The sequence below is a fragment of the Caulobacter sp. genome, assembly GCF_049283275.1.
Classification (GTDB): Bacteria; Pseudomonadota; Alphaproteobacteria; order Caulobacterales; family Caulobacteraceae; genus Caulobacter.
This window is the reverse complement of record NZ_JBAPVS010000348.1, coordinates 1-20,574: the sequence shown is the minus strand read 5'-3', so window position 1 is coordinate 20,574 and position 20,574 is coordinate 1. Positions and strand designations below refer to the sequence as shown.

General features: G+C 66.4%; 23 protein-coding genes and 1 pseudogene. 4 read left to right on the top strand and 20 right to left on the bottom strand.

Translation table 11 applies throughout. The features are described 5' to 3' along the window. The 14 genes from der to WAL33_RS19765 form a co-directional block, all read right to left on the bottom strand. A partial coding sequence (gene der, locus WAL33_RS19830; protein ID WP_422183530.1) for a ribosome biogenesis GTPase Der occupies nt 1-1,491 on the bottom strand: 1,491 nt, incomplete at its 3' end. A 109-nt stretch (nt 1,492-1,600) separates the two neighbouring features. Beyond that, on the bottom strand, nt 1,601-3,013 hold the full coding sequence (locus tag WAL33_RS19825; RefSeq protein ID WP_422183528.1) for a PQQ-binding-like beta-propeller repeat protein: 1,413 nt from the start codon (nt 3,011-3,013) through the stop codon (nt 1,601-1,603). An 11-nt stretch (nt 3,014-3,024) separates the two neighbouring features. Next, nucleotides 3,025-3,783, bottom strand: coding sequence for a tetratricopeptide repeat protein (locus WAL33_RS19820; protein ID WP_422183526.1), 759 nt, complete (start codon nt 3,781-3,783; stop codon nt 3,025-3,027). A 178-nt stretch (nt 3,784-3,961) separates the two neighbouring features. Beyond that, a complete protein-coding gene (panB, locus tag WAL33_RS19815) occupies nt 3,962-4,789 on the bottom strand; it encodes a 3-methyl-2-oxobutanoate hydroxymethyltransferase (RefSeq protein ID WP_422183532.1) in 828 nt (275 codons plus the stop codon). 102 nt (nt 4,790-4,891) lie between these two features. Continuing rightward, complete coding sequence (locus WAL33_RS19810; protein WP_422183524.1) at nt 4,892-5,269, bottom strand: hypothetical protein; 378 nt, start codon at nt 5,267-5,269, stop codon at nt 4,892-4,894. After that, a complete protein-coding gene (locus tag WAL33_RS19805) occupies nt 5,262-5,849 on the bottom strand; it encodes an RNA polymerase sigma factor (RefSeq protein ID WP_422183522.1) in 588 nt (195 codons plus the stop codon). Before WAL33_RS19805 ends, WAL33_RS19810 begins: the two co-directional genes overlap by 8 nt. 27 nt (nt 5,850-5,876) lie before the next feature. After that, the gene (locus WAL33_RS19800; RefSeq protein WP_422183520.1) at nt 5,877-6,272 is read right to left on the bottom strand and encodes a DUF6249 domain-containing protein; all 396 of its coding nucleotides are present in this window, start codon (nt 6,270-6,272) and stop codon (nt 5,877-5,879) included. A gap of 157 nt (nt 6,273-6,429) precedes the next feature. After that, nucleotides 6,430-6,729, bottom strand: a complete 300-nt coding sequence (locus WAL33_RS19795) for a hypothetical protein (RefSeq protein ID WP_422183518.1) — start codon at nt 6,727-6,729, stop codon at nt 6,430-6,432. Continuing rightward, nucleotides 6,726-7,241, bottom strand: a complete 516-nt coding sequence (locus WAL33_RS19790; RefSeq protein ID WP_422183516.1) for an RNA polymerase sigma factor — start codon at nt 7,239-7,241, stop codon at nt 6,726-6,728. The genes WAL33_RS19795 and WAL33_RS19790 overlap by 4 nt, the downstream gene beginning before the upstream one ends. Further along, nucleotides 7,241-7,669: a hypothetical protein gene (locus tag WAL33_RS19785; RefSeq protein WP_422183514.1), complete on the bottom strand. Its 429-nt coding sequence runs from the start codon at nt 7,667-7,669 to the stop codon at nt 7,241-7,243. The genes WAL33_RS19790 and WAL33_RS19785 overlap by 1 nt, the downstream gene beginning before the upstream one ends. Nucleotides 7,670-7,711: 42 nt before the next feature. Beyond that, nucleotides 7,712-7,921 (bottom strand): hypothetical protein, encoded by a 210-nt coding sequence (locus tag WAL33_RS19780; RefSeq protein ID WP_422183513.1) that lies wholly within the window; start codon nt 7,919-7,921, stop codon nt 7,712-7,714. 45 nt (nt 7,922-7,966) lie between these two features. Next, on the bottom strand, nt 7,967-8,626 hold the full coding sequence (locus tag WAL33_RS19775; protein WP_422183512.1) for an HAD hydrolase-like protein: 660 nt from the start codon (nt 8,624-8,626) through the stop codon (nt 7,967-7,969). Beyond that, nucleotides 8,627-8,983, bottom strand: coding sequence for an ArsC family reductase (locus tag WAL33_RS19770; RefSeq protein WP_422183510.1), 357 nt, complete (start codon nt 8,981-8,983; stop codon nt 8,627-8,629). It lies immediately after the preceding gene. A 122-nt stretch (nt 8,984-9,105) separates the two neighbouring features. Beyond that, a complete protein-coding gene (locus WAL33_RS19765; RefSeq protein WP_422183508.1) occupies nt 9,106-9,549 on the bottom strand; it encodes a MarR family winged helix-turn-helix transcriptional regulator in 444 nt (147 codons plus the stop codon). A gap of 77 nt (nt 9,550-9,626) precedes the next feature. Here WAL33_RS19765 and WAL33_RS19760 point away from each other — a divergent pair, with 77 nt between their 5' ends. Both WAL33_RS19760 and WAL33_RS19755 read left to right on the top strand, forming a co-directional pair. After that, complete coding sequence (locus WAL33_RS19760; RefSeq protein WP_422183506.1) at nt 9,627-10,367, top strand: DUF899 domain-containing protein; 741 nt, start codon at nt 9,627-9,629, stop codon at nt 10,365-10,367. An 8-nt stretch (nt 10,368-10,375) separates the two neighbouring features. Then, on the top strand, nt 10,376-10,609 hold the full coding sequence (locus WAL33_RS19755; RefSeq protein WP_422183504.1) for a hypothetical protein: 234 nt from the start codon (nt 10,376-10,378) through the stop codon (nt 10,607-10,609). 47 nt (nt 10,610-10,656) lie between these two features. Here the strand turns inward: WAL33_RS19755 and uidA are convergent, their stop codons facing one another. The 3 genes from uidA to WAL33_RS19740 form a co-directional block, all read right to left on the bottom strand. After that, entirely contained in the window at nt 10,657-12,594 is a 1,938-nt protein-coding gene (uidA, locus tag WAL33_RS19750) for a beta-glucuronidase (protein WP_422183502.1), read from the bottom strand. A gap of 127 nt (nt 12,595-12,721) precedes the next feature. Continuing rightward, nucleotides 12,722-14,944, bottom strand: a complete 2,223-nt coding sequence (locus WAL33_RS19745; RefSeq protein ID WP_422183500.1) for a TonB-dependent receptor — start codon at nt 14,942-14,944, stop codon at nt 12,722-12,724. A gap of 399 nt (nt 14,945-15,343) precedes the next feature. Further along, the gene (locus WAL33_RS19740) at nt 15,344-15,739 is read right to left on the bottom strand and encodes a DUF983 domain-containing protein (protein ID WP_422183499.1); all 396 of its coding nucleotides are present in this window, start codon (nt 15,737-15,739) and stop codon (nt 15,344-15,346) included. 65 nt (nt 15,740-15,804) lie between these two features. Between WAL33_RS19740 and WAL33_RS19735 the strand changes: the two genes are divergently transcribed. Continuing rightward, complete coding sequence (locus WAL33_RS19735) at nt 15,805-17,175, top strand: PLP-dependent aminotransferase family protein (RefSeq protein ID WP_422183497.1); 1,371 nt, start codon at nt 15,805-15,807, stop codon at nt 17,173-17,175. A gap of 118 nt (nt 17,176-17,293) precedes the next feature. On the opposite strand, the gene WAL33_RS19730 is transcribed toward WAL33_RS19735, so the two are convergent. After that, a complete protein-coding gene (locus WAL33_RS19730) occupies nt 17,294-17,914 on the bottom strand; it encodes a 2'-5' RNA ligase family protein (protein WP_422183496.1) in 621 nt (206 codons plus the stop codon). 184 nt (nt 17,915-18,098) lie between these two features. On the opposite strand from WAL33_RS19730, the gene WAL33_RS19725 reads away from it, so the two are divergent. Next, nucleotides 18,099-19,241, top strand: coding sequence for a histidine kinase (locus WAL33_RS19725; RefSeq protein WP_422183494.1), 1,143 nt, complete (start codon nt 18,099-18,101; stop codon nt 19,239-19,241). A gap of 237 nt (nt 19,242-19,478) precedes the next feature. Here the strand turns inward: WAL33_RS19725 and WAL33_RS19720 are convergent, their stop codons facing one another. Beyond that, nucleotides 19,479-19,736: a winged helix-turn-helix domain-containing protein gene (locus WAL33_RS19720; protein ID WP_422183493.1), complete on the bottom strand. Its 258-nt coding sequence runs from the start codon at nt 19,734-19,736 to the stop codon at nt 19,479-19,481. Nucleotides 19,737-19,820: 84 nt separating this feature from the next. Next, nucleotides 19,821-20,574: pseudogene (locus WAL33_RS19715) on the bottom strand (glycoside hydrolase 43 family protein); the annotation flags it as partial.

Sequence of the window (20,574 nt, the reverse complement as noted above, 5' to 3'; positions counted from 1 at the left end):
GGGCAGGCCCGCGGCCTGGGCGGCGGCCGCGGCGGCGGCTTCGGCCACGCGCACCGACTTCTTGACGGTGTTGCGCGAGGCGCGAATGCGTTCGGCCTCGCGTTCGCGCCGCTCGAACTCGCGCTTGCCCTTGCCCGAGTGGCCCTTGGCCTCGCCCTCGGCATAGGGGTTGGCGCCCGACTTCAGGGTGATGCGCAGCGGCACGCCCGGCAGGTCGAAGCTCTCGCGCAGGCTGTTGATCAGGTAGCGCCGATATTGCTCGGGCATCTGGTCGGCGCGGCTGGAGAACAGCACGAAGGTCGGCGGACGGGCCTTGGTCTGGGCCATGTACTTGGGCTTGATGCGCTTGCCGCCGACGCTGGGCGGCGGGTGGCGCTGCATGGCCATCTGGAGCCAGTCGTTCAGGTCGCGGGTCTTGACCTTGGTCGACCAGTCCTTGTGGCTCTTCAGCACGGCCGGCATCAGCTTCTCGACGCCCTTGCCGGTCTCGCCCGACAGGGCGATCACCGGCGTGCCGCGCAGTTGCGGCAGCATGCGCTCGGCATGTTCGACGAAGCCCTTCAGGGTCGCGCCGGGATCCTCGACCAGGTCCCATTTGGCCAGCACGAAGACGACGCAGCGCCCTTCCCGCTCGGCCAGGTCGGCGATCTGCAGGTCCTGGATCTCGAACGGGTGGGTGGCGTCCATGATCAGCAACACCACCTCGGCGAAGGTGATCGAGCGGATGGTGTCGCCGGTCGAGAGCTTTTCCAGCTTCTCGTTGACCTTGGCCTTCTTGCGCAGGCCGGCGGTGTCGACCAGCCGCACCTTGCGCCCGCCCCAGTCCCAGTCGACCGAGATGGAGTCGCGGGTGATGCCGGCCTCGGGACCGGTCAGCAGGCGCTGCTCGCCGATCAGGCGGTTGATCAGGGTGGACTTGCCGGCGTTGGGACGGCCGACGATGGCGATCTTGATCGGCTTGTCGTCGTCCAGTTCGTCGTGCTCGGTCTGCAGCTCTTCCGGCGCGAGGGCCAGAAGGGCCGCGTAGAGATCGGCCATGCCTTCGCCGTGCTCGCCGCTGATCTGGATCGGTTCGCCCAGGCCCAGAACATTGGCTTCGGCCGCGCCGTGGTCGCCGGCCTTGCCCTCGGACTTGTTGGCCGCGACGATCACCGGCTTGTTCCGCTTGCGCAGGATCTCGGCGAAGATCTTGTCCAGCGGCGTCAGGCCCTCGCGGGCGTCGAACACCAGCAGACTGATGTCGGCCTCCTCGATCGCCAGCTCGGTCTGGGCGCGCATCCGCGCCTCCAGGCTTTCGTCGGTGACATCCTCGAAGCCGGCGGTGTCGATCAGCTCCAGGTCCAGGTCGCCGAGGCGTCCGTGGGCGAAACGGCGATCGCGGGTGACGCCGGGCTGGTCATCGACCAGGGCCAGCTTGCGGCCGGCCAGACGGTTGAACAGGGTCGACTTGCCCACATTGGGGCGGCCGACGATGGCGAGTTTCAAAGGCATGGGCTGTGATTAGTCGATTTCGGGAACAAAAGCGACAAACCCGGACTGGTAAGGACCAGCCCGGGTTCGCGTTGCTCGAATTGAGAGTGTGGGCGCGCCTGGGCGGCGCCTAGCGGATCGCGATCAGGTCCGCCTCGTCGGTGGCCACATAGACCGTGTCGCCCATGGCGATCGGACCCAGCAAGGTGCGTTGGCCGATCTTCAGGGTCTTCAGCGTCTCGCCCGTCTTGGGGTTCAGCGCCACGGCCTGGCCTTCGCTCGACACGGTGATCAGGCGGTTGGACGCCAGGATCGGCGTCGACCACAGCAGCGGATGCTTGGCGCGCTTCTTCTTCTGTTTCTTGCTCAGCTGCTCGGTGTTGTTGAGGTCGCGGATCCAATAGACCTGACCGGCCTCGCGCGAGACGCAGATCACTTGGCCGGCCTTGTCGACCACGAAGACCACGTCGCCCGCCGCCCAGGGGCTGGTGATGGCGGTGACCGGCAGGCTCCAGCGGGCCTGGCCCGTGCGCAGGTCGGTGGCGGCAAAGACGCCCGAATGGCTGACGGCGAACACGTCGCCCTTGAAGATCACCGGACGACCGGCGATGTCGCGGATTTCCGACAGGGCGTTGGTGCGGCTGGCGCGGCTGAGGGCCTCGCTCCACAGGTCGTTGCCGTTGGTTGCGCGCAGGGCGACCAGTTCGCCCGAGGCGAAGCCCGCCACCACCGTGTCGCCGCTGACCGCCGGGCTGCTGGCCGCCAGGATGCGGGCCGGTTCGACCAGGGCCTGGTAGGTCCAGCCTGGCGCGCCGTCGGCGGCGTTGAAGGTCAACAGCTCGTTGTCGGTGGAGACCACGAACACCCGGCCATCTGCGACGGTGGGCGCGGCGTGGACCGGCGTGCTGGTCTGCTGGCGCCAGGACTCCGCGCCGGTGGCGGCGTCAAGCTGGGCCACGAAGCGGAAACCCGAAGCGACATACAGCTTGCCGTTGGCGTAGGCGACGCCGCCGCCAAAGCCGATGCGATCGCCGGAGCTGCCGCCGATGCCCATGAAGCCGTGCTTCTTGCCCGGAGCCTTGGCGGGACGCAGGTCCTTGCGCCAAATGGTCGAGCCGCTGCGCGCGTCGATGGCGCTGACGGTGGCCTCGCCGTCCATCACGAAGATCTTGCCGTCGGCGGCCACCGGCGGCGCGGTGACGTGATACCGGCGGTTGGCCTTCTGGCCGAATCCCTTGCGCCAGGCGACGTCGAAATTGGCGGCGGCGGCCACGTGCTCGACCGACTGCTCGGCGTTGCCGCCCGCCAGAGGCCAATCAGCCTGGACGACCGGCTCGGGCAGGAAGAAGTCGACGCCCTTGAGCGCTTCGGCCTGCTCGACCTTTTGGTCGAAGGCGATGACCGAAATCCGCTGCCCCTCGGAGGCCAAGGTCTTGTTGGCCGCCTTGTCGAAGGGGTTGAGCTTGGAAATCGTCGAACAGCCGGCCACGGACACCGCGGCGGTCATCATCGCGGTGAGAAGCAGGTAGCGCTTGGTCGTCATGGTGCGGCGGCTCATTGGGCGGTAGCGGGGGCGACGTCGACTTGCGGACCGGTCGGCGACGAAAGTGCGGGCGACGGCGGCAGGGCCATGGCGGCTTTGACGAGGGCCGGCAGGTCCTTGGCCGAGCCGGAATCGATCATGGCCATCGCGCCCCGAGCCCGTTCGCGGATTTCATCCGAGGAATTGTCGAGCGAGCTGGACAGCACGAGGAAATCACCGCGCGCGCCGGCCAGATCCCCGGCCCGCAGCTTAGCGAAGGCCAGGGCTTCCTTCGCCTGTACGCGATAAGGACTCTTCTCGCCCATCAACGGGGTCAGCCTCGCCTCGACTTCCTTGTAAGGAGCCGTGTCAAGGAGCGCCAAGGCGGAATTGAGGCCGGCGAGGTCGGCGAGCACCGGATTGGACGAAAGCTTGGCCGCTTGGTCGAAATAGGCCACCGCTTCGGCGGTCTTGTTCTGCTCCAGACGCACGCCGCCCATGTGCAGCAGGGCCAGGGCCTTATAGGTGGGCGTGCCGGTCTTGGAGATCGTCTCAAAGGCGGGGAACGCCGCGACCGGGCCCGTCTTCTGAGCGCTCGTCAGGGCCGCCTGATAGGCTTCGGCGGCCTTGTCGGCCTGGCCCTGCTGATAGCTGGTCCAACCCATCCAGCCGCCCGCGCCCAGAATCGCCGCCACGACCAACGCGCCCACCCAGGGCAGCGACTTCAGCGCGAGGGACTTATAACGGTCGGAGCGCAGCTGCTCTTCGACCTCGTCAAACACATCGACCACGAACGAGGCTCCGATAGGGGCGAAACAGCGCCCTGAGGCGTCGACCCTGGATGGCTCCAGGATGGACACGCGAAATGAAAACCATGGCGAGCGAACTCACCGAGGCGGCGAACCTATAGCGTGTCTGGGCCAGCCGCAACGGGGCGGACCCGGTGCGGCCTCCAAGTCTTTTGGTCCCCTAGCCCTTCTTCGCGTAGTAGGTCTCGGCCTCGCCCGGGAAGGTGCGCGCCTTGACGTCGCGGGCGTAGTCAGCGGCGGCCCGCTCGATCTCGCCCTTCAGATCGGCGTAGCGGCGCACGAACTTTGGGGTCCAGTCGAACAGGCCCAACATGTCGTCGACCACCAGCACCTGGCCGTCGCAGCCGGCCGAGGCGCCGATGCCGATGGTCGGGACCGAGATGGCGGCGGTCACTTCGCGCGCCAGGCCCTCGGCCACGCCCTCGACCACGACGGCGAAGGCTCCGGCTTCGACGGTGGCGCGGGCTTCCTCGAGCACCTTCAATCGGCCGGCCTCGTCCTTGCCCTTGGCCTTGAAGCCGCCGTCGACCAGCACCGCCTGGGGCCGCAGACCGATGTGTCCCATGACCGGAATGCCGCGCTGCACGAGATAGGCGATGGTGGCGGGCACGGTCGAACCGCTCTCGACCTTCACCGCCTGGCAGCCGGTCTCCTTCATGATCCGCACGGCGTTGGCATAGGCCTGTTCCGGCGCGCCTTCGTAGGAGCCGAACGGCATGTCGACCACGACCATCGCCTTGCGCGAGCCGCGCATCACCGCCTGGCCGTGCAGGATCATCATCTCCATGGTCACGCCTACGGTGTTGGGCAGGCCGTGCACGACCATGCCCAACGAGTCGCCGACCAGCAGCACGTCGCAGGACAGGTCCAGCGCCGCGGCGATCGGCGCGGTGTAGGCCGTCAGACAGACGATGGGCTCGCCGCCCTTGCGCGCGGCGATGTCGGGGGCCGCCAGGCGGCGGACCTTCTCTTCACGATGGGCGGACAGGATCAGCACTCCAGCGAAAAACGCGTGCCGTTTTCCGCCAGAATGTTCGGCGCCGCAACATGATCATTGAAAACCCGGCCGAAACCTCGGCTGGAGCGGGCTCTAGAGCTCGTCCACCAGTCGGGTCACGGCGAAGGCCAGGGCCAAAGCCACCAAGGCCGCGCCCACCCAGAGGGTTTCCGAACCGCCCAAGGTGAACAGCTGGTCGTAGCGATGGGTCAACTCGTCCAGCCCCAGGTCCAGCCTTTTCGCGCCGGTCTGGGAAATCTGCGAGAATTCGTCGGTGAAGCGCGCGCCGACCAGCTGAGCGGCCGCCGCGACGCCGGCCACGACGCCCGTCGCGCCGATCAGCACGCGGCGCAGCGCCCAGCCTCTATCCAGCCTGTCGGTCACCTGCTGTGCGAACAGTTCGGCGTCGCGAAACGCCGGAGCCTGGCCGTAGAAGCGCGTGAGTTGGGTTTCGAAATCCAGGTCAGCCACGGTTTTCTCTCCTCGCGGAGTCGTTCGGTGCGCTTTCGGACGGCGGGGCCATCCGGGCTCTAAGTTTATCCAGACCACGTTTGACATGGGATTTGACCGTCCCCAGGGGGATGTTCAAGACCTCGGCCGCCTCGGCGTGCGACCAATCGGCCCCGTAGCAAAGTGAAACGCACAGGCGCTCGGCCTTTGACAGGTGCTTGAGCGCCTCGTCCAGATCCAGGCGGTCGGCGCGCGCGGCGGAACCGTCGGATCCCACCGGCGCCTCGTCTTCAGGGGCCTCGGTCAGCACGAAACGGGCCTCCCGCTTGACCCTCCGCAGATAGAGCCGCGCGGCGATCTTCTTGATCCACCCCGCGAAGGCCCCTTCCCCGCGATAGTCGGCGATCTGCTCGAAGCCGACCAGGAACGCATCCTGGGCGACGTCGTCGGCGGTGGCCGGATCGGCCCCCAGCCGGCGCAGCAGGCCCCGCACGGCCGAGCCGTGGCGGCGAACCAACTCGCCGAAGGCCCGTCGGTCGCCGACCGCCGCCAAGGCGGCCAGCTCGACGTCATGGCCCGTGGGTGGGCGTTCAGTGCCCATAAGCTTGGTCCCCCTCCTCCGCAGGCGTCAGTCTTGCGGCGGACGCTTGTTGGGGTTGAAGAAGCTGAGGATGACGAAGGCCACGCCGATCATGCCGGGGATGGCCGCGCCGCTGACGGTGCCGAACATGGCGTTGTCGTTGATCTGACCCAGAGCGACCCCGGTCAGGCCGACGCCGGCGGCGACGGCCAGCAGAATGACGCCGATCCGCATGTCGCGATGCGCCGAAGACGCCGCCTTCGGGCGAACATCCTTGGACAAGGCCTCGACCAACTCGGGAGGCAGCGGTTGCCCCTTCTCGATGGCGGCCCGAACGGTCTCTTGCATTTCGCGGCGCTCGCGCATTCGAAGCCACGCCGGCACGATCACGATCGCCGCGACCATCGCAAACGGCGCCAGCGGGATCAAAATTCCCAGGTCCATGACTTAGTCCCCTCGAATGTTTGACGGGAGCGTCTCGCCCTCGCCTTCTGTAAGTAAGAGACCTGGGCCGTGCCGATTGGAGGCGCCGGGTCGGATGAAACTTTCGTAAGGCTACGCCTCTTGAAGGATTCGAACGATTCCCCGGCAAATCCACCGCCTATCGCCGTGTCTGGACTTGGCCGCCCAACAGGCTGACCGCCGCCACCAGGGTCAATATCCCAGCGGCGGGCAACAGAACGGGCGCCAGCATCCGCACCGCCAGGTCCAGAACCGGGGCGCAGGCCCAAAGCACCGCACCGCCGGCCACGGCGGTCACGGCGGCGGAGACCAGCTTCAACCACAGTTCGCGCCGCGCCACGCCCTGCATGACCTCGGCGACGAACACCGCGTCCACGGCAGGCCGCACGGGGGCGGTGTCAGCGGACAGAAAAGCGATCAAGCGATCTTCTGAGGTCATGATCCGTCTCCCAGTACAGCCAGCAATTTCTCACGTCCGCGGTTCAGGTGCGACTTCACCGTGCCCAGAGGCAGGTTCAGCACCTGCGCCGCCTCGCCATGCGACCAGCCCTGGCCCAGGCATAGGGTGACGCAGGCCCGCTGGTCCGGCGGGAGGTCGGCCAGCGCCGCCTCCAGCGCCATGCGGTCGGCCGGATCGGCCTCGCGCGGGACCTCTTCGGCCCGGTCTTCGCTCCAGGCCTGGTCGCGACGCGCGGCTCGCCGGGCGGCGCGGCCGTGGTCCAGCGCCTTGCGCCAGGCGATGCCGAACAGCCAGGCGCGAAACCCGTCGTCCTTGCGCAATCGGCCCAGGCTGGACCAAGCCGCCAGGAAAGCCTCCTGGGCGATGTCGTCAGCGTCGCCGAAGCCGCTCTTGCGCAGGAACCCGCGCAGGGCCAGCTCGTGCGCCCCCACGAGCCGGGCGAAGGCGGATTGAGATCCGTTTCGCGCAGCCCGAACGAGCGGTCCGTCCATCAGACCCGCGGCCCTCTATCCACCAGGATCGACACGGCCGACGACACGGTCAGCGCGCCCATGACGAAGGCCACGATCACGAAGGCCGGCCCGGCCTCGTAGAGATCGGTCGCCGACGCGACGGTGAAGCCCGCGCAGAGACAGCCGAACAGCGCGACGCGCGACCAGGTGGCGTGGCGAGAGCAACGACCATGGCGGCGACGAGCGCGTTCGCCATCGTCCGCCTCTTCAAAGTCGTCGTCGCTCCAGCGCTTGTTGAGCTTGGCCAGCAGCTCCGGAGGCGGATCGCGCCCAGCCTGAGCGTAGGACTTGAGCAGGTCCAGCGTGTCGCGATTGGCGCTGTACGCCAGCCATCTCTGATAGGCCTCGAACACGAACCAGCTCAGCGGAAAGATCAGCCACCAATAGGAGCGGAAAAGGTCTTCCATAGGATTGGTCTCCGGGCGTTTTCACACGCCGAAAATTTCGGATCAGCGCTGGCCGAGCCGCGCAAGCAGCTCCGGCGGGGGCTCACGGCCCGCTTCAGCATAGGTTCTGAGGAGTTCGACGGTGTCGCGACGCGCGCGGTGCGCTAGCCAACTCTGATAGGCTTCAAACACCAACCAGCTCAGCGGAAAGATCAGCCACCAGAACGACCGGAAGAAATCCTGGATCGCGGTGACCCGAGCGAAGTCGTCCATCCGTCTATCTCCGTAGGACGCCAACCTTGGCGCCGTTTCTGAAGACTAGTCGGCGCCGACGCTGTGATTGGATGCAGCGACCCGGGGAATAATTTCGTCCATGGCCGAAAACATCATGGTCGGACCGTAGTCGGCCAGGGCGCGGCGCGTGGCGTAGCCCCATTCGACGGCCCCGCAGGCCAGGCCCGCCTCGCGCGCCGCCTCGATGTCGCGCGTCTCGTCGCCGATGCACAGCACGCGGTCCTTGGGGATGCGCGCGGCCTTGACCACGGCCCTGAACTTGGCGGCCTTGCCGAAGATCGCCGCGCCGCAGCCATAGTGGTCCACCAGGCCCGCCAGCTCGGCGCCGAGGATCGAGCGGATCGTCGCCTCTGAATTGGAGCTGACGATCGCCAGCCGCAGGCCCGCCGCCGACAGACCGCGCAGAAGGTCGCCGGTGCCCGCGAACAGCGGGATCGCATGGGCCTCGGCGGCCATCATCTTCTTGCCGTGGGCGGCGACCAACGGAAGCTTCCAGAGCGGCAGGCCCAGATAGGCGATGATCTCGCGGCTGGTGCGGCCGCGCAGCATGGCGATCTCGTCCTCGGTGACCGCCTTGAACTTGAAGCGTTCGGCGAGCGGCCGCACGGCGCGGATGGCCCAGGCCGTGCTGTCGGCCAGCGTGCCGTCGAAATCGAAGATGACCAGATCGATCTGGGCGTCCATTCAGCCCCCCGAGCCCATCGCGCGACCATACATGTCCGGCTTGAACCCGACCAGCAGTTGATCGCCTCTTGCGAGAACCGGGCGCTTGATCATCGACGGGTTGGCCAGCATCAGGTCGATGGCCTTGGCCTCGTCGATTCCCTGCTTGTCGGCGTCGGCCAGCTTGCGGAAAGTTGTCCCGGCCTTGTTGAGCAGGACCTCCCAGCCGACGGCCTTGGTCCAGGCCTCCAGACGTGGACGATCGATTCCCACGCTTTTGTAGTCATGAAAGGCGTAGGCGACGCCGTGACCGTCCAGCCAGTCCCGCGCCTTCTTCATCGTGTCGCAGGCCTTGATGCCGTAGATCGTGGTCATCACGCGGGGTTGCTCCGTGCGCGTCAGATTCTCGAGTCTGACAGACTAGAGTTCACGCGCCATCGGACAAAACGGAAAAAACCGGGCCGACCGCTCCGAACCGTCGCCCAAGATCGCCGCCGGGATCAGGCCAGGGCCAGAAGACCCTCGCGCAGGGCGTCGCCACCGGAGGGCAAGCTCGCCTCGACGTCCGCATGAGTCCGCGTCCACACCGGCAGGGCTCGCGCCAGCAGCGCCATGCCCATCGACGTCAGGGTCAGGCGTCGGCTGCGCCGGTCGCCGGGATCGACGCTGATCGCCAGCAGGCCGCGCCGCTCCAGCGGCTTGAGGTTGGCGGTCAGGGTGGTGCGGTCCATGGCCAGCAGGCCGGCCACCGAACCCATGGTCGGCGGCTGCGGCCGGTTCAGCGACATCAGCAGCGAAAACTGGCCGCTGGTGAGGTCGAACGGGCGCAGAGCCTCGTCGAAGCGCCGCGCCAGGGCCCGCGCCGCGCGCTGGGCGTGGAGGCACAGGCAGGTGTCCTTCACGTGGAGGGTGGCGGCGTACGGGACCTGCAGCGGTTTTGACACCTTCCTTTTATGTTGATATCAACGTTATTTGTCAAGGCCGAACGGCTGGGCGGGCTCACGAACCAGGGAGAAGGACGATGGCGAACCACAAGGTCGCGTCGCGTGAGGAATGGCTGGAAGCGCGCAAGGCGCTGCTGATCCACGAAAAGGAAGAAACCCGGTTGCGCGACCGCAACGCCGCCGAGCGACTGGCCCTGCCCTGGGTCAAGGTCGACAAGACCTACAGTTTCGACACGCCGAGCGGTCGCAAGACCTTGGCCGAGCTATTCGATGGGCGCAGCCAGTTGGTGGTCTACCACTTCATGCTGCCCCCCGAATGGAAGGCCGGCTGTCCGGGCTGTTCGTTCCTGGCCGACCACCTCGACGGGCCCCTGCCCCACCTGAACCATCACGACGTGTCCCTGATCGCCGTGTCGCGCGCCCCGCTGGACAAGATCAACGCCTACAAGACCAGAATGGGTTGGAAATTCCCGTGGGCTTCGTCGTTCGAAAGCGATTTCAACTACGATTACGGCGTGTCGTTCACGCCGCAGACCATCGCGGCCGGCGCGACCTACAATTTCGAACCCGCCGGCGAGGACGCCGGCGAAGCGCCGGGCATGAGCACGTTCTTCAAGGATGACAGCGGCCAGGTGTTCCACACCTATTCCAGCTACGGCCGCGGCGGCGAAGAGCTGCTGGGGACCTACATGATCCTCGACCGTGCGCCCTTGGGTCGCAACGAGTCCGGAAACATGGGGGACTGGATGCGTCGCCACGACGAATACGAGAACCCCGCGCCCGCCAAGGCCTGCCACGCCGAAACGATCCCGGCCTAGGCCTCGCCGTGCTGTGCTGCGCGCTGGGACTGCTGGCCCTGCTGACCGGAGCCTCGGCGCGCGGCCTGCGGGCCCTGCTGGGCGCATGGCCGGCGGCGATCGTCGCGGGCGGTTTGGTCACGGTCTTGGTCGTCCTGATCCCGCATCATCTGGACCACTATCGCCAGCGCGCCCGCGACCACGAGCGGGCCCTGTTGGCGGAAATCACCGCCGCGCCGCTGTGCTCCGGGACCTCGCGCTAGATCGTCGAGCACGCGCCGCCTGACGACGCGTGCTCGACGGTCAGGCCTCACACCCTGGCGGGCTTGCTCCAAAGCGCACGCGTGCGATGGGCGACCAGCTTGGGTTTCCGCTCGCGGGTGAAGAAGCCTTTGTGGTTCAGCGCCCCTATCCGCATGATGCTCTGCGAGGTGCGGAAGTCGGCGAAGGCCCAAGGGTGCGTGCCGAAGATGAACGGGTAGTCGGCCAGCACCCGAATATACATCTCGACCATGTCGGCCTGGTATTCCTCGGTCCACATCTCCGGCGGATGAGCATGCATGCCGGCCACGGCGTCGGCCCCGAACTCGGTGAACATGATCGGCTTGTTCGGATGGCGGGCGCGAAGCTTGGCGACGTCGTTCTTCAGCGCCTCCTCGGCCAGGTCCAGCTGACCCGACAGCGAGTACCAGCCCTGATAGGAGTTGACGCAGACCACGTCGCCCAGGGCCTGCCAGTCGGTGGAGCCGCCCTGGACGCTGACGATGGTCGCCGGTCGCGTATTGTCCAGCCGGCGGGTCAGGTCGAACAGCGGCGAGAAGAACTTCAGGCCGGTCTCGTTGCCACCGGGCGGCTCGGGATCGACGGTGTGGAAGGGCTTGACCAGCGGCTCGTTGGCCAGCGACCACATGATCACGCAGGCATGGTTCTTGTCGCGGCGGACCAGGTCCATGATGTCCTGGCGGAGCTGCTTGAAGCGGGCTTCCTGGATCTCCGGCGGGTCGGCGAACACCAGGCTGACCGCCGGGGTCTCGTCGATCACCAGCAGGCCATGCTCGTCGGCCAGCATCATCGCTTCTTCGCTATAGGGATAGTGCGAGGTGCGGAAGCTGTTGCCGCCGATCCATTTCAGCAGCTCGAAGTCGCGGATGATCGACGGCACGTCCAGGCCGCGGCCGTGGATCGGGAAGTCCTCGTGCTTGCCGAAGCCGCGCAGGAACACCGGCTTGCCGTTCAGCAGCAGCTTGTCGCCCTTGGCCTCGATGGTGCGCACGCCGACCTTCAGGGCATATTCGTCGGGTGACGCGCCGTTCTCCAGGCGGATCGTAAGGGTGTAGAGGTGCGGATCCTCAGGGCTCCAGAGCCTGGGGTTCTTCAGCGACACGACCGCCCCGCCCTTGCCGGCGGCCAGGGTGACGGAGCCTTTCTGTTCGCCCTTTTCGTCGGAGATCGTGACGCTGGCCTTGCCCGACCACGGGGCGCTGGCCTCCAGGTCGATCGACACCTTGCCGTCCAGGCTGGTCTTAACCGTCACGTCCTTCAGGTGGACGTCGGGGGTCGTAAACAACAGCACCGGCCGATGGATGCCGGCATAGGGGAAGAAGTCGTAGGCGGTCTGCGGGAAGTGGACGGTGTGCATGTGCCAACGGGCGCCGTCGGGCTTGGAGGGCACGCGGTCCAGCTGGATCTTGTTCTCGACCAGCACGGTCAGGACGTTCTCGCCATCCAGTGAAACCGCGTCGGTGATGTCGAAGGCGAACGGCAGGTGGCCGCCGACGTGGCCGCCCAGGAGCTTGCCGTTCAGCCACACCTTGGCGGTGTAGTTCACCGAGCCGAAACGCAGATGGATGCGCTGGCCGGCCCAGCCCTTGTCGACGCGGAAGTCCGTCTCGTACCAGGCCGAGCCGACATAGTTGCGCACGTCGTCGAAGATGTCGTTCCAACTGGCCGGCACCGGGATCAGTCGGAAATCCTTCAGCCCCCTCTGCCAGCCTTCGGCCTCGCCGATGTCCTTGGGATCGGGGCGGAAGCGCCAGGTGGCGGCCAGGCTCCTGGTCGAGCGCGTCGGGCTTTCGTGCGGATAGAGGATGCTGGGCGCGCCGATGGGAGGACCGGGCTTGGCGGCCTGGGCTCGGCTCGCGCCAGCCGCTAGACCGGCCAGGGCCATGCCGCCGGCCGCGCCGACCGCGCCCCTGCGGGTGACCAGACCGCGCCGGGTCTCGTCGTCGTTACGCGAATTGTCCGCCATCCGTACGCCCTCGCCTGATTGGAAACGTCTTTTGAACCAGCCTAGCGGCGAATCCGGCCGCCAGGATCAGAGAAAGAAAAGGCGGCGAGCCCACCGGCCCGCCGCATAGGACCCCTGGGAGGAAATCCTAGTAGGAAAGCGACAGGCGCACGCCCGCATAGCGGTGGAAGTCGCGCGCCGGCTGCAGTTCGGTGACCGTCTGGCTGCCGAAGTTGCCGTATTGGTTGGCGCCGTTCACGCCGTAGCTCTTGTCGAACAGGTTGTTGACGAAGGCCACGACCTGATAGCCGCCGTCCGGCTTGCGGAAACCGCCCGAAACGTTGACCACGCCATAGGCCTTCTGGACGGTGCCAGGGTCGGTGTTCAGCGAGAAATTGACCTTGGTTTGATAGGCATAGGCGGCCGAGAACAGCATCTCGTAGTCGCCGATCGGCCGGGTGAAGTCCGCGCCGACGTTCAGCTTCCACTTGGGCGCGTTGGGCAGGGTCGCGCCCTTCAGATCCTGGTACGACGGCGAGCCGGCGACGCAGCCCTGGGCCGCTGTCTGGCCCGGCCAGCACGCGGCCCTTGGGAACGAGGTGATCTTGGCGTCGACATAGGCGGCCGAGGCGTTGAACCGCAGATCCTTGGTGGCGATCGCCGTCGCCTCGATCTCCACGCCCTTGGTCAGCACCTTGCCGACATTGGTCAGCCGGAAGTTCTGGGTTCCGCCGATCGTGTCAATGCCCTGGGCCTGGTAGTCGTCGTACTTCACGTGGAAGACGGTGCCGTTCAACTGGATACGATGATCCAGCAACTGGCTCTTGATGCCCGCCTCGAACGACTTGGACTCTTCGGGGGCGATCGGTCCGACGTCGGCGCGGGCCTGATTGAAGCCGGTCGTAAGATCGTAGGTCTGGCCCTTGTGGCCGGTGGCGTACGAACCGAACACCATCACATCGTCGGTCATTTGGTGGCGCAGCCCCAGACGGTAGGTCGACGAGCTGTCCGAAGCGCTTCCTGAGAACTTGGCGTTGCCGTTATAGATGTCGTTGAAGTAATAACCGATGTCTTCTTTCTGGTAGCGCAGGCCGACGATCGCCGTGGTCTTGGGAAGGAAGGTCCATTCGCCTTGACCAAACGCCGCCTTGTTCTCGGACGTAGCCTGGGCGTACCACTGCGCCTGTGAGAAGAACGGGCCGCGCTTGAAGCTGCGGCGCAGGTCGTTGTCGCCGTAGAACAGGCCCAGGGTGTAGCGGAACGGCCCGTCGCCGGGCGACAGCAAGCGAACTTCCTGGGTGTTGGCCTTGGCTTTGAAATAGCCGCCCTGCGCGTTCTTGATCCCTGCATAGGAGGTTCGGTCGGAGTCCAGCTGGTCGTCCAGGCCGAACTGGTCGTGCGAGGTGATCGAGACCAGGGTGAAGTCCTGGGGCAGGTCGTACTCGACCTTCAGCGATTGGCCGAACCCCTCGCTCTTGGCGTAGGGCGGCGTGTCATTGCTGACGTCCAGATTCTCCTCGGCCGCCACGACGCCCGGCATGGTGACATTGGCGGTCAGGCCCGGCGCGCCACGCAGGGTCGCGCCGGGCGCATAGACGCGCATCGTCGCGTTCGAGGTGGCCACGCCGTCGATATAGCTGACGCCCAGCGTGACCTTCAGGTCGTCGATCGGCCGCCACAGCAGTTTGCCGCGGATCGAGGTCTCGTCGCGGCCGTTGATCTTCTGGCCATCGTAGAGATTTTTGACGTTGCCGTCATATTCGCTGCGGCTGGCGCTGATCCGGTAGCCCAGGGTCTCGCCAATCGGACCCGACAGGCTGACCGCGCCGCGATATTCGTGGTCGTCGGTGGCCAGGACATTGGCCAGGACGCTGAACTTGGCGCTGGGATCGCGGGTGTAGATGTTGATCAGGCCGGCCGAGGCGCTCTTGCCGTAGAGGGTGCTCTGGGGGCCGCGCAGCACCTCGATCCGCTCGACGTCGGTCAGGTCTGAGAAGGCTCGGGCCTGGAACGAGACTGGCACGTCGTCCAGCTGGACCGCGACGCTGGGCTCGACGCCGATGCCGTAGGCAAAGGTGCCGATGCCGCGCAGCGCCACGGAGGCGTTGATCGGTTGGTCGGCCTGGCGAATAGTCAGGGACGGGGCGACCCGCGAGACGTCGGTGAACTCTTTCACGCCGGCGCTTTCCAGCTGACGCGCGGTGACCACCGACACCGCAAGCGGCACATTCTGGACGTTTTCCGCGCGCTTCTGGGCGGTGACGACCACCTGGTCCAGCGTGATGGCGTCAGGCGCGGCCTGGGCGAAGGCGGTGGTGGACATCGCCAACAGGAGCGCGGGCGTGGACGCGCAGCAGAGCAGCCGCTTCATGGTTTCCCCTCTTCTCGACTTGTTGGTGGCTTTTCGCCGTGTCGATGGGGTGGACCCTATCAAGTGGCCTGGCCACTTTCAATGGATTCGCCTGACCTCTCGTCAAAAATTAATGACACCGGTTTCCGAATTTTAGGCGAATTACGTTAGAATTCGCCCTTATCCGGCGAATTCGCGCTGCCCAGCCAACGCCCAGGCCGACAGTCAGTGTTCATTTGGAGACCTTGCTCAGCATCGGGTATGACGCCGGAGGTAATTGGCTAGGCCACTTTGCGCGACGGCGAATGCAAGGGCAGAGCGCATACCTGGAGTGCGCGCCATTCAATAGAGCGCTCGCCGCCAAGCCAAGGCGCAATGGGGCGCCCGCTCCCGCCAGAAGCACGCCCGCGGCTTTGGGTCCTACCGCTTTTCGACGCTCGAGGCGCCGCCTTCGCTGGCGTTGTGGATGTACTGTTCGGCGACAAGCCAGGCCTTCACCGGACGCAGCGCGCCGAGGCAGCCGATCAGCAGGGCTGGAAACACCGTCGCGAACTGCAGCCACAGCGGCGGGCTCCAGGCGACGACTGCCCATCCCCACACCGCGATCACCAGAATGCCAACGCCGGTCATGACAAAGAAGGCCGGACCGTCGGCCGGATCGGCGAAGCTGTAGTCCAGGCCGCAGCGATCGCACCGCTTGGCCAGTCGCAGGAAGCCGCCGAACAGCTTGCCCTCGCCACAGCGCGGACAGCGGCATTGCAGCCCCGCCTGAAGGCTGGTCGGGCTATCGAAATGAGTGAGGAGCGGCCGTTCCATACAATGCGAGCCCTGTTGCATACATTACATAGAGAATGTATGTATCGCGCCATGGAAAAGCAACCATGAGCCGGGATCGTCCGACGGGCGGCTGGCTGAGACATGTCCGCACCGGCGCCGCCGGGCCGATCTATCTCGCCCTGGTCGAAGCCTTGCAGAGAGCCATAAGCGAGGGCGAGCTGCAGCCTGGCGATCAATTGCCGCCCCAACGCGCGGTGGCCGATCAGCTCGGCATCGATTTCACCACCGTCACCCGGGCCTATGGCGTCGCCCGCGCGCGAGGGCTGGTGGAGGGCGCGGTGGGGCGCGGCACCTTCGTTCGCCGGCGCGCCGCGGACGACGAGGCGGGCCTGATCGATCTGAGCATGAATCTGCCGCCTCCGCCCCGGGGGCTGTCGCTGGCGGGTCTCCTCAAGGAGACGACCGCCGCGATCCTGGACCACACCGACGTGGCGACCTTGATGGCCTATCACGCCGGGCCGGGCGCGCCAGGCCAGCGCGCCGCCGGCGCGGCCTGGCTTGCGCCCGTGCTGGGTGACATCGGACTGGAGCGGATCGTCGTCTGCCCCGGCGCTCAACCGGCCCTGACCGCGGTGCTCACCACGATCGCCGGGCCCGGCGCCTGCATGGTCGTCGAACCCCTCACCTACCCCGGGATCATCGCCCTGGCCGTCCGCCTGAGGCTTAGGCTGGTCGCCTGCCCCGTCGATGACGAAGGGTTCCTGCCCGACGCTTTGGCTCGACTTTGCGCTGAGGCGCGGCCGGCCGCCATCTATCTGGCGCCGACCACCCGCAACCCGGTCGCCACGACCATGGGCGTGGCGCGGCGCCGAGAGATCGCCGCCATCGTCGCCGCCAGCACCGCGTGGTTGATCGAGGACGACCCCTACAGCCGGTTGTTCGACAGCCCTCTTCCCGCCCTGGCCTCCCTGGCGCCCGAGCGCACCTTCCATATCGCCACCCTGTCGAAGACCCTCTCGCCGGGCCTGCGCACAGCCTTTCTCGCGGCGCCGTCCGGATCGATGGCCCATCAGGTCGCCGACGGCCTTCACGCCACGACCCTGATGGGATCGCCGCTGACCACGGCCGTGGCCGTCCGCTGGATCCGCGACGGCGTCGCCGAGCGGATTTTGGGCGGTGTTCGGTTGGAGGCCCGCGCGCGGCGCGCCATCGCCGCCGAGATTCTGCCGACCGCGCGCGGCGACGCCGAGGGGCTTCATATCTGGCTGGATCTGCCGTCAGGGCTAGATGCTGGAGCAATTCGCGGACTAGCGGCGGCGCGGGGCCTTGCGCTGGTCACGGCGGACGCCTTCGCCACGACGCCTGACCACCCCGCCGGGCTGCGCATCTCGCTGGGCGGGCCGGCCAAGGCGTCGCTGTTGCGCGAGGCCCTGGGCAATGTCGCGGCCCTGCTGAAGCCCGCCGTGGTCGTCTGAACAACAAAAACCCCGGAGCTTGAAACTCCGGGGCAAGTTCAAATCAAGGGGGGATACAGCTAGACAATGCGCGGCGCCGCGATTGGTTCAGCCTGCATCCAAAAAAGGAGTTCCGCCCCTAGCGCAACGTCCAGTGGGCCAGTGCAATGTGCTCGGTCCGCCCCAGTCGGCTGTGAATCAAGCTGAAGCCGCCGACGGTCCATTTGATCGGCGCGACGGCGTGCTCGGCGACCAGTCGCTTGTCGTAGAGCAGGGTCACGTGCGGCGTGAAACTCTTGTCCGCCAGCTTGCCCAGACCCGTTCGGGCCATCGCCAGACCCAGTTCGCGTTGGAACACCTTCAAGTTTTCGAGGCCAGCGCCGCCCTGAAGGACGAGTGGATTATTGCCGCCGTTGTGAAAACTGCCGGCCCGATCGAAGGTGACCTCGAACGGCGGGGTCGTGATCGCTTCGGCCGCCTCACCGGCCATGGCGACGATGTCGCGCCGCACGCCGGCATGGTCTCCCAGATGGTGCAAGGTGATGTGAAACCGCTCGAGCGCCAGCGGCCGCCCGCTCAGATCTTGCGCGTCCCGAAGCCCGTCCGCGCGCCGGCCGATGTCGATCGCCGCCGCTGGATCGGGAAAGATCGCGAAGAACAGCCGGTCGGCGACCGGCGGCGACGTGAAAAGGGAAAGCTGGTCCGACACGAGCTCATCCTGCCGGGATTCCAGGCATGACGCCACGGCTTGGCGAGCCATGGCGACCTCGAGCCCCAAACTTCCACTTGGTCGTCATGCGGCGCCGAAAGGACGTCGCTGACACCCTTCTACAACGCTCTGAGTCAGACAACGTCGACACGCATTTGGCGGTGGGAGCAGAGTATAAATCCCATTACGCTATCCAAAACATAAGATCGAAACTTCAAGCGCTTAACGCTAAAACGTGTGCGTTCTCTTCAAGCATCTCGTCCCTGCGAACATAAACCGCTATTCGCATGAGACGATAGATCAAGACATGGGATTTAATACCGAGATGCACACAGCTCACGAAATGAGCGAATGGTCCGCGTTCAGTCTGCATGAATCCCTAATCGATGCTGTCACCGCGAATGTGGCGATCCTCAACGATGAAGGCAAAATCATTGCGGTGAATGACGCCTGGATGCAATTCGCCGATTTCAACGAGCTTGGGCTTGAAGATTACGGGCTGGGTCTGAACTACGTCTCGGTCTGCGAAGGTCTGAACGCGCCCGACGCGGCAGAGGCCAGACAAGGCTTGCGAGATTTACTGGCGGGCGAGCCGGGACCTTTGCGCTACGAATATCAAATCTTCCTGGCCAATGGCCCGATCTGGGTCAGGGCGAGCTACACGCGCATCTCTCGCGACGACCGGAACCTCGTGATCGTGGCGCACGAGGACATCACTGTTCAGCGCCATGCTCAAGCCGCCCTGGGCCGGGCCACCGCCGCGCTGCTGCACGCCGAGGACGACGAGCGTCGGCGCATCGCGCGCGAGCTTCACGACGGCACCGCCCAATACCTGACCGGCGCCAAGCTCATGCTAGGCGCGATGAAGGTCGACGGTCGCGCGGAAAAGGTTCGGGTCGAAGTCGAGGGCCTGCTTGTCCACGCGCTGGAGGAAATCCGCAGCCTGTCCTACGTGCTGCACCCCCCGGCGCTGGAGGAGATGGGCCTGGGTCCCGCCATTCGGCAAATGGCCGAGGGTTTCGCGCGACGCACTGGACTGGCCCTGCAGATCGACATCGCCGACGACTTTCCCAAGATGGTCCGCCCGACGGAGGTGGCGCTGTATCGCGTCGCCCAGGAAGCCCTGGCCAACGTGCATCGCCACTCCGGCAGCCCGCGCGCCGCGATCAGCCTGCGGCAGGCCGGCGAAATGGTCCTGCTGTCCATCCGCGACTACGGGGTGGGTCTGCCGGACGGGGCTTCTCCGAGCACCGGCGTAGGCCTGGCGAGCATGCGGCTGCGCCTGGAGTTCGTGAACGGCCACATCTCGCTGACCAGCGCCCAACCCGGCGTTCTGGTCGAGGCCTGGGCGCCGTTCCTGGCGAAGGAAAAGGACTAGACCCCTTCCCGTTGCCCCGTACTCCCCCTCGATCAGTATGTCGCGCCGCACCCTGACAGAGGGAACGGCGCGTAAGCGAGTTTCAAGGATCCCTGTGAGAAAAGACATCGTGTAGCGACATTTCTGTGTGGGTGCTGAGGTCCGATCAACCCTTTCAGGGCCGACATGGGGCGCACGCTCTCCAGTGCATGGGCCGCCCGTCGGCGGACGGCCCATGCTTATGTCGTCACGCCTTGGCTATCTTGGGCTTATCCCGCTGAACGAGATGGGACGGACACGAGCGCTGACAAAGGCGCCTCGGCCACGAATGGTCTCGATCACGCCCATCATTTCCAGGGCGATCGTTGCTTCGCGCACGGGCGGACGGCTGACGCCGAACTGTTCGGCGAGGTCACGTTCGGTCGGCAAGCGGTCATCAAGCTTGTCTTGGCCAGCGTCGATCGCATCGGCGATGGAGTCTGCGATCCTGCGATAGAGCTTGGCGTTCTCAGCCATTTGTCGCGTCGATTTTGGTTGCCGTAGGCGTCGGGCGTGCTCGTCGACCGAATGGCCGGAAGGTTGTCGTAGACTGCTCCGCGTTCACCCCACGCTCGCCTGATACCCCCGCTCGACATAGCCGAACCCGTCGAAATCGCCCGCCAACCCCGCGCCGGACAGGTCCTGGCAGGCCATGCCGACGAAGGCGCCAGTGAAGTTGGGCGCGCCGGGGGCGGTGGCTTCGTCCGACAGGATCGAGGCGTCGAACAGCTGCGGCAGCCAGGTCCAGGCCTGACCGTCCAGGCTGAAGGCGAACCGCAGGCGCTCGAAATCGACCTCGACCCGCAGGTGGACCAGGCCGTCGTCGGGCAGCGGGATCGGCGCGGTGAAGGCGTCGCCCTGGGGGCTGTCGGGCACGGCCGACATCGCCTGGATGTGCCGGCCGTGTTCGGTGTCGCGCGACACGAACAGGTAGTGGAACTTGTTGGCGCCGTAATAGCAGACCAGCCCCGCGGCCTGCTGGAAGTGCTGGGGCGCGAAGTCCAGCACCGTGCGGGCGCTGTAGCACATGGCCTGCTGGCGACGGGCGACCAGGGCCTGGCGATACTGGCTGCCGATCGTCTCGCGGCCGTGCAGGCGCAGCCAGCCGGGGCGAGCCTTCAGGCTGAACAGCTCGTCGGGATAGGGCGAGCGCAACCACTGGAAGTCGATGGGCAGGTCGGGGCCGTCGAAGTCCTCCCAAGCGGGGGCGGCCGGCCAGGGCGCGGGCGGCAGGCCGGGCGACGGCGGCGTCAATTCCGCATCGCCGGACCCGTCGCGGGTGCGCAGCCAGCCGTCGTCGCCCCAGACCATCGGC

Bases quoted from the DNA above. Each gene is read 5' to 3' on its own strand.
- WAL33_RS19825 (WP_422183528.1), bottom strand. From the start codon at position 3,013: ATGACGACCAAGCGCTACCTGCTTCTCACCGCGATGATGACCGCCGCG.
- WAL33_RS19805 (WP_422183522.1), bottom strand. From the start codon at position 5,849: ATGGGCACTGAACGCCCACCCACGGGCCATGACGTCGAGCTGGCCGCC.
- WAL33_RS19800 (WP_422183520.1), bottom strand. From the start codon at position 6,272: ATGGACCTGGGAATTTTGATCCCGCTGGCGCCGTTTGCGATGGTCGCG.
- WAL33_RS19795 (WP_422183518.1), bottom strand. From the start codon at position 6,729: ATGACCTCAGAAGATCGCTTGATCGCTTTTCTGTCCGCTGACACCGCC.
- WAL33_RS19790 (WP_422183516.1), bottom strand. From the start codon at position 7,241: ATGGACGGACCGCTCGTTCGGGCTGCGCGAAACGGATCTCAATCCGCC.
- WAL33_RS19785 (WP_422183514.1), bottom strand. From the start codon at position 7,669: ATGGAAGACCTTTTCCGCTCCTATTGGTGGCTGATCTTTCCGCTGAGC.
- WAL33_RS19780 (WP_422183513.1), bottom strand. From the start codon at position 7,921: ATGGACGACTTCGCTCGGGTCACCGCGATCCAGGATTTCTTCCGGTCG.
- WAL33_RS19775 (WP_422183512.1), bottom strand. From the start codon at position 8,626: ATGGACGCCCAGATCGATCTGGTCATCTTCGATTTCGACGGCACGCTG.
- WAL33_RS19760 (WP_422183506.1), top strand. From the start codon at position 9,627: ATGGCGAACCACAAGGTCGCGTCGCGTGAGGAATGGCTGGAAGCGCGC.
- uidA (WP_422183502.1), bottom strand. From the start codon at position 12,594: ATGGCGGACAATTCGCGTAACGACGACGAGACCCGGCGCGGTCTGGTC.
- WAL33_RS19745 (WP_422183500.1), bottom strand. From the start codon at position 14,944: ATGAAGCGGCTGCTCTGCTGCGCGTCCACGCCCGCGCTCCTGTTGGCG.
- WAL33_RS19740 (WP_422183499.1), bottom strand. From the start codon at position 15,739: ATGGAACGGCCGCTCCTCACTCATTTCGATAGCCCGACCAGCCTTCAG.
- WAL33_RS19735 (WP_422183497.1), top strand. From the start codon at position 15,805: ATGAGCCGGGATCGTCCGACGGGCGGCTGGCTGAGACATGTCCGCACC.
- WAL33_RS19730 (WP_422183496.1), bottom strand. From the start codon at position 17,914: ATGGCTCGCCAAGCCGTGGCGTCATGCCTGGAATCCCGGCAGGATGAG.
- WAL33_RS19720 (WP_422183493.1), bottom strand. From the start codon at position 19,736: ATGGCTGAGAACGCCAAGCTCTATCGCAGGATCGCAGACTCCATCGCC.